This is a genomic window from Oleiphilus sp. HI0086, from assembly GCF_001635225.1.
The window spans coordinates 1-7,133 of the sequence record NZ_LWFZ01000673.1 but is presented as its reverse complement, the minus strand read 5'-3'; the positions used below and the strand labels follow the sequence as shown (position 1 = coordinate 7,133).

Annotated in this window: 5 protein-coding genes; all 5 read right to left on the bottom strand. The window is 44.4% G+C overall.

Translation table 11 applies throughout. From position 1 onward, the window contains the following. Nucleotides 1–52 precede the first annotated feature (52 nt). Nucleotides 53–967, bottom strand: a complete 915-nt coding sequence (locus A3756_RS09955; protein ID WP_068567569.1) for an ABC transporter permease — start codon at nt 965–967, stop codon at nt 53–55. Nucleotides 968–1,213: 246 nt separating this feature from the next. Next, the gene (locus A3756_RS09950) at nt 1,214–2,569 is read right to left on the bottom strand and encodes a CmpA/NrtA family ABC transporter substrate-binding protein (protein ID WP_231875516.1); all 1,356 of its coding nucleotides are present in this window, start codon (nt 2,567–2,569) and stop codon (nt 1,214–1,216) included. A 376-nt stretch (nt 2,570–2,945) separates the two neighbouring features. Further along, a complete protein-coding gene (locus A3756_RS09945) occupies nt 2,946–3,569 on the bottom strand; it encodes an ANTAR domain-containing response regulator (RefSeq protein ID WP_068512368.1) in 624 nt (207 codons plus the stop codon). 158 nt (nt 3,570–3,727) lie between these two features. Then, the gene (locus tag A3756_RS09940) at nt 3,728–5,200 is read right to left on the bottom strand and encodes a NarK family nitrate/nitrite MFS transporter (RefSeq protein WP_068515167.1); all 1,473 of its coding nucleotides are present in this window, start codon (nt 5,198–5,200) and stop codon (nt 3,728–3,730) included. A gap of 515 nt (nt 5,201–5,715) precedes the next feature. Then, nucleotides 5,716–7,133: NADP-dependent isocitrate dehydrogenase (locus A3756_RS09935; protein ID WP_197481263.1), on the bottom strand; the 1,418-nt coding region annotated here is incomplete at its 5' end.

Below are 7,133 nucleotides of genomic sequence, written 5' to 3'. Positions count from 1 at the left end.
CAATAAATTCAATCGTATTTCGTTACTTGTAGCTGTTCGGGCAGGTTAAGGCTTAAAGGCCTTTATTATCCCAAGACACTCGCTTTTGTATTTGTAACATTGCGCGATCTAACAAGAATCCGATAAAACCAATTACAACGACTGCTGCCATAATTCTACTTAGTGAATCTGAACTACCATTCTGGAATTCATCCCAAACGAACTTTCCAAGGCCTGGGTTTTGGGCCAACATTTCTGCGGCGATCAACACCATCCATGCGATACTTAAGGACAAGCGCATTCCGGTAAAGATCATCGGTACTGATGCAGGTAAAACAATTTTCTGAACATGTTTCAGAGCAGGTAATCGCAACACCTTACTTACGTTGACCAAGTTATCATCAATGGATGCAACACCCACTGACGTATTGATCACCATTGGCCATAAGCAGCAAAGTGTTACGGTGATCATCGAAACAATAAAGGACTTGGCTACCAGTGGATCTGACGAGACGTAGAGTGCACTCACCAAGATTGTCACCAAGGGTAACCAAGCCAAAGGAGAAACAGGTTTGAACACCTGAATAATCGGGTTAACAGCCGAGTTCAGTGTTTTATTCAGGCCAATGGCAATGCCTAGGGGAATCGCTATCGCTGCAGCCAATAAGAAGCCAGAAGCGACCGTCTTTAAGCTGGTAAAGATCTGATCGAGGAAAGTTTCTTTCCCGGTATACGCTCTGATTTTAGGCACATAAGATGGATCTTCAGCCACTCGTGCCGCATTTCTTTTCTCTTGCCTTTCGTAGAAGGCTTGCTCTTTAGTCCGCTCGGAAACGTGCTCATCATATAAAGAGACGAACTGCTCCATTACCATCGCGGGACCCGGAAACTGCCCCAAAGAAGTTTTAACACTCTGTGCGGCTGCCGCCCAAATAATGAGAAATACCGCAATACCTGCCATGGGTATTGCCAGAGTCTTCGCTGCCATCGCACCAAACTCTAATACCTTATCCAACCAAACAATTGGTTGTTCTATATCGTCCTTAAGAGATGTCGCCGTTGACATAATCTTCTGCTCCTGCTTAAAGCTACTTCAGTTAACTGACGACTCTCGTTCTAACAAACATTGAGAGCCGATCAAGATAAATCTTTCTTAGACAAACTTCGTTATCAGCAGTCAGACAACAAACCCTGGTTCAGGCCAGCATTTGTCGTCCGACATATGTAATACTCTTTAGATCTTGTCGCCTGATTTCAGACCAATTGAGAACTTCTCGATATACTTGTTTGGTTGTGTACCGTCATAAACAATGTTATCGATAAAGTGCGTTTGTGGGTCACGGTAGCCATCTTCAGTAGAGAAGTCTGGGAAGTCAGCCGCTTTCGCTTTACCTTCTTTGATCAAAGACTGCGCCGCACGTGCATAGATATCAGGACGATATACTTTCTTCGCCAAATCTTTGTACCACTCGTCGCTCTTATCTTCAGAGATCTGACCCCAACGACGCATTTGCGTTAGATACCAGATAGCATCTGAGTAGTATGGGTAAGTCGCGTTATAACGGAAGAATACGTTGAAGTCTGGTACTGAACGCTTATCGCCTTTCTCGTACTCAAAAGTACCCGTCATACTGTTTGCAATAACGTCATAGTCAGCACCAACATAGTTAGGTTGTGACAAGATCTTAACCGCTGCTGGACGGTTAGCATTGTTGTTAGCATCTAACCACATCGCTGCACGAATCATCGCTCGCGTTAAACGAACTGTCGTATTCGGGTATTTCTCAGCAAATTCTTTAGTAATACCAAATACTTTCTCTGGGTTGTCTTTCCAGATCTCGTAATCAGTCACTACTGGCACACCGATACCTTTGAATACGGCCTGCTGGTTCCAAGGCTCACCTACACAGTAGCCATAGATCGTGCCGGCTTCCAAGGTAGACGGCATTTGTGGTGGAGGTGTTACTGATAGCAAGGCATCTGCATCGATCTTACCTGTCGTGTCACCCTTATGAGGCGCGTAGTAGCCAGGGTGAATACCGCCCGCTGCTAACCAGTATCTTAGCTCATAGTTATGAGTCGAAACCGGGAATACCATCCCCATGTTAAAAGGCTTTCCATCTTCCTTGTACTTCTCGACAACTGGCTTCAGCGCATCAGCTTTAATTGGGTGAACAGGTTTTCCATCAGCCATCTTTGGAATATTTGGCTTCATCTGTTCCCAAATATCATTTGAAACGGTGATCGCATTACCATTCAAATCCATTGAGAAAGGCGTAATGATATGAGCTTTAGTTCCATAACCCATCGTCGCTGCAATAGGCTGTCCCGCTAGCATATGTGCACCATCCAAGCGACCGTCAATTACGCCATCAAGCAAGACCTTCCAGTTAGCTTGAGCTTCAATTTTGACGTACAGGCCTTCATCCTCAAAGTAACCGTTTTCATAGGCGACAGCTATTGGCGCCATGTCTGTTAGTTTGATAAAACCGAAAGTTAACTCCTCTTTTTCCGGATAGCCTAATTTCTCTGCATGCGCCGCGCCGCTAGTCATACCAACTGCGACACTTGCGCTGATTACTGTTGTCATCGTTGCCGTTTTTAACGATTTAAACCACTTCATAAAACGCTTCCTTTATATCAATGAATCAATAATAAACTTTCAAAAAATCCAAAAAAAAAGGCGCCCACCGATTAGTCGCCTCTAATGAGACCACTAACTGATGAGCACCTTTGCTCGTTCAAACCTGACCGCGCCATTGCGATCTTGTTTGATGTCTTTCTGATCGCCGTTGATAGAAAGACATTATGTTTTGTTTCATGAACGCCTTGCGTTCGTAGATATACTAGTTAAAGCACAAGCCGTGCCAACTTTTTATCCCTTATATATCAACTACTTGACAATATCACGCAGAAATACGACCCATTTCAGTGCACCAAGCACTTACTAACGACTTGCTTTAGGGCTACTCGACATCACCCAATAAGGAAAACACATCAATAATGCTTTCAGCCACTTTCACAATCGGCTGCCCCTTATCCATCGCCAACTTTCTAAGAGAGGTATATGCCTCATCTTCACTCAGGCCCTTCTGTTTCATCAACAAACCTTTAGCCTTCTCTAAGGTCTTTCTTTCGGCCAATTTGGTTTTTGTCGTGTTTAATTCCTTTATTAAACCTTGCTGCTCATGAAAACGAGCTACTGCGATATTAATAATTGAAGGCAAGCGCTGTGGCTGTATATCATCCACAATAAAAGCACTGACACCGGCCTTCACCACCTTCTGAACCAGCGGCGGCGCATCCTTTTCTGAGAAAACAATGACGGGAAGCGGCATGCGCTCTCGAAGTTCGACCAGTTGCTGTAAAGTGTCTTCGTCGGGCAAGTCCATGCCCACCACAAGAATATCAGGCTGATGCTCCTCTGCTTTCTCCAGCATAAGACAAGCATCTGTGACAGTCTCGATTATCGGATAAGCGTTTTCGCGAAGAGCTCTGCGTAACAACGCAGCTCTTGAATCCAAGGGATCAATTAACAGTGCGCGTTCTTTTTGAGAGAGCCCTGTATTTGAGATAACAGCTCTAGTCATACGACACCACCTTATTCATAAATTCAGACACAACTAAGTATGAAATACTCATTCCCTTCTGGCATAGGTCTGATAAATATTAAATGGTAAAAAATAGAGGGTATAAAAAGGAGCGAGCCTGTCAAAAGTACAGGCTCGCAATCAAGTCCTAGCTAAACCTAGCTAACCTCGATCATTTGAACAGTGCCATCAGGTAATACTTCATGCATATGACCTTTAGGCTCATCCAAGAACTGAACCAGAGCCAAGCAAGCCACCGCAGCACCTGCAATCACCATAAAGAAGGTCGATGCATCAACAAAAGAATAGACCGTCAGGAAGGTCACGCCACCCACGTTGCCATAGGCGCCAACCATACCTGCAATTTGGCCAGTCATACGCCGCTTAACCAGTGGCACCATAGCGAACACTGCACCTTCACCAGACTGAACAAAGAACGAACAAAGCAACACTGCCGCAACAGCCAATGGAATCATCCAGGTGCTATCAACTAGGGACAGAATCAAGTAACCGACCGTCAAACCAGCAATCAGAATAGTTAAGGTTTTCTTACGACCAAACTTATCTGATAAATATCCACCGGTAGGACGCGCCGCCAAATTCATCAATGCAAATGCACCACCCAACAAACCAGCCATAACAGGTGTTAGATCAAAGGTTTCCATGAAGAATGCTGGCAACATTGACACAACAGCTAATTCTGAACCAAAGGTAACGAAATAAGCCCAATCAAGAATAGCCACCTGCTTAAACTTATACTGGTCGTTTTCTGGTAGAGAAGTATGTAAATGTTCTTTGTTCACTTGATAGATTGAGTGCATTTGGAAAGCAAACAGACCAGCGAGCACCCCCCATAAAATGTTTGCTGTTGTTGCCGATAGTAGACTTACACCCGCTGGAGATAGCTTCCATGTCAAAACAGCCAAGGCAATATACATAGGCACATTCATCGCGATATAGAACCAGAAATCACGCTTATTACTTACTTCCAAACCACCCGATTTCTTTGGCTTAAAGTAAGTCGAACCTTTCGGTGTATTACGAACATTTTTGTAAAAGATCATGCTATAAACAAAAGCAACAACACCTGTTGTTGCGATAGCATATCTCCAACCATCATCACCACCATATACGTAAGCTGCTACCGCTGGAAGAGTCCATGCTGCAGCTGCCGAACCGAAGTTACCCCAGCCACCATATACACCTTCTGCTAAGCCAACCGTCTTCGCAGGGAACCATTCTCCCACCATACGAATACCGATAACAAAACCCGCACCAATAAAGCCACACAAGAAACGGAATAAGGCTAACTGCTCATAAGTTTGAGCTAGAGCAAAACCCCAACAAAGAAACGCCGACACCATCAACAACAAGCTATAAACAGCGCGCGGCCCAAACTTATCCACCAACATCCCGACAACAATACGCGCTGGTATAGTAAGTGCAACGTTAAGGATCAATAACGCCTTCCACTGGGCATTACTCATATCAAATGCTGCCATAATGAAAGGCTTCATTGGCGCATGACTGAACCACATCACGAAGGTCAAAAAGAATGCAAACCAGGTAAAGTGCAATATTTGTGTCGGTCGACTGGAAAAATCCAATAACCTTAATCGAGCTTCAGACATGCGGGGTTCCTTAAATAGATTGAATGAAAACTAGGCCACCATAATCAAAAGTCGATCCAACTAAGATTTTTTTCTTTACTTTCAACAAGATAAAAACAGATAATTACACAAACGACTTGCGCACAGACAGATTCCAACATATCCTCCAGCCAAAACGCACCATTCTGAAGCAATAGAAAGACTACCTTTTACTTCTCGCACCATATTACGCTCGCAAAACCTAAGCTATCACATGAAACAGCTTTACCAAGGAGCACACCAACTCATTGTGCACTATTTGAACAACCTGCATACAAACAATCTGCCCAAAAATCCAGCGTAAACCTAGGTACCTCAATCAAGACTTACCAAATTGGTGCCTTCATGACAGTGAAGAGCTACCCTACGCTTGACCCAAAGACCTATAAGAACGCTCAACACTACAATCGATAGTACCTTCCAGTCATTTATCTATGAAACTCTGGGCATAAAAAAACCGGCCTGAGCCGGTTCGGTTTTTTTTCACTCAGATACGCTTACAAATTATCAAGCGCTGAATTAAAGGTATCACTTGGTCTCATCGCCTTAGTCGCTTTCGCCACATCAGGATGGTAGTAACCGCCAATATCGACAGGCTTACCTTGCACAACCGTCATTTCAGCAAGAATAGTCGACTGCTGCTCTTCTAATGTCTTAGCCAGCGCTGCAAAGCGCTCTTTTAGCTCAAGGTTATCATCTTGCGCAGCAAGCGCTTTAGCCCAATACAAGGCCAAGAAGAAGTGGCTACCACGGTTATCCAGCTCACCAGACACTCGTGACGGTGACTTATTTTCTTCCAGGAAGATAGCCGTCGCCTCATCAAGCGTTTTCGCTAGGACTTTTGCTTTCTCATTATCATTCTTAATACCCAGATCTTCCAAAGAAACAGCGATCGCTAAAAACTCACCTAAAGAGTCCCAACGCAAGTGACACTCTTCCAGGAATTGCTGAACATGCTTCGGAGCAGAACCACCAGCACCTGTTTCAAACAGACCACCACCAGCCATTAACGGAACAATAGATAGCATCTTAGCACTGGTACCCAACTCAAGAATCGGGAACAAATCCGTTAGATAATCTCGTAGTACATTACCGGTAACAGAGATCGTGTCACGGCCACGAATCAAGCGCTCCATTGTGAAGCGAATTGCCTGATCCGGCGACATGATACGAATGTCCAAACCATCCGTGTCATGATCCTGTAAGTAGGTGTTCACCTTCTTAATCATTTGCGCATCATGGGCACGCTCAGGATCTAACCAGAATATAGTCGGCATACCCGTTGCTCGAGCACGAGAAACGGCGAGTTTCACCCAGTCCTGAATTGGCGCATCTTTAGTCTGACACATACGCCAGATGTCACCCTTCTCGACATCATGCGAAAGCAAGACCTTACCATCTTCATCAACTACACGAACAGTACCGTCAGCCTCTAACTCGAAAGTCTTGTCGTGAGAACCATATTCTTCAGCTTTTTGAGCCATCAAGCCAACATTTGGAACGGTACCCATTGTCGTTGGGTCAAAGGCATCATGATGCTTACAGAAGTTAATAACTTCCTGATAGATGGTCGCATATGTGCGCTCTGGAATAACCGCTTTAGTGTCTTTCAGTTTACCGTCAGTACCCCACATTTTACCACCAACACGAATCATCGCAGGCATTGACGCATCAACGATGACATCACTTGGTACATGGAGGTTTGAAATACCTTTGTCAGAATCTACCATCGCCATTTCAGGGCGTTCTTCGTAACAGGCACGAATATCTTCTTCAATTATAGAACGCTGAGAGTAAGGAAGATCAGATATTTTCTGGTGAACATTACTCAAACCATTGTTAGGGTTCACACCCAACTCTTCAAACTTCGCCTGATGCTTTTCAAAAAGTTCTTTGAAGTAAACAGTAACCGCAT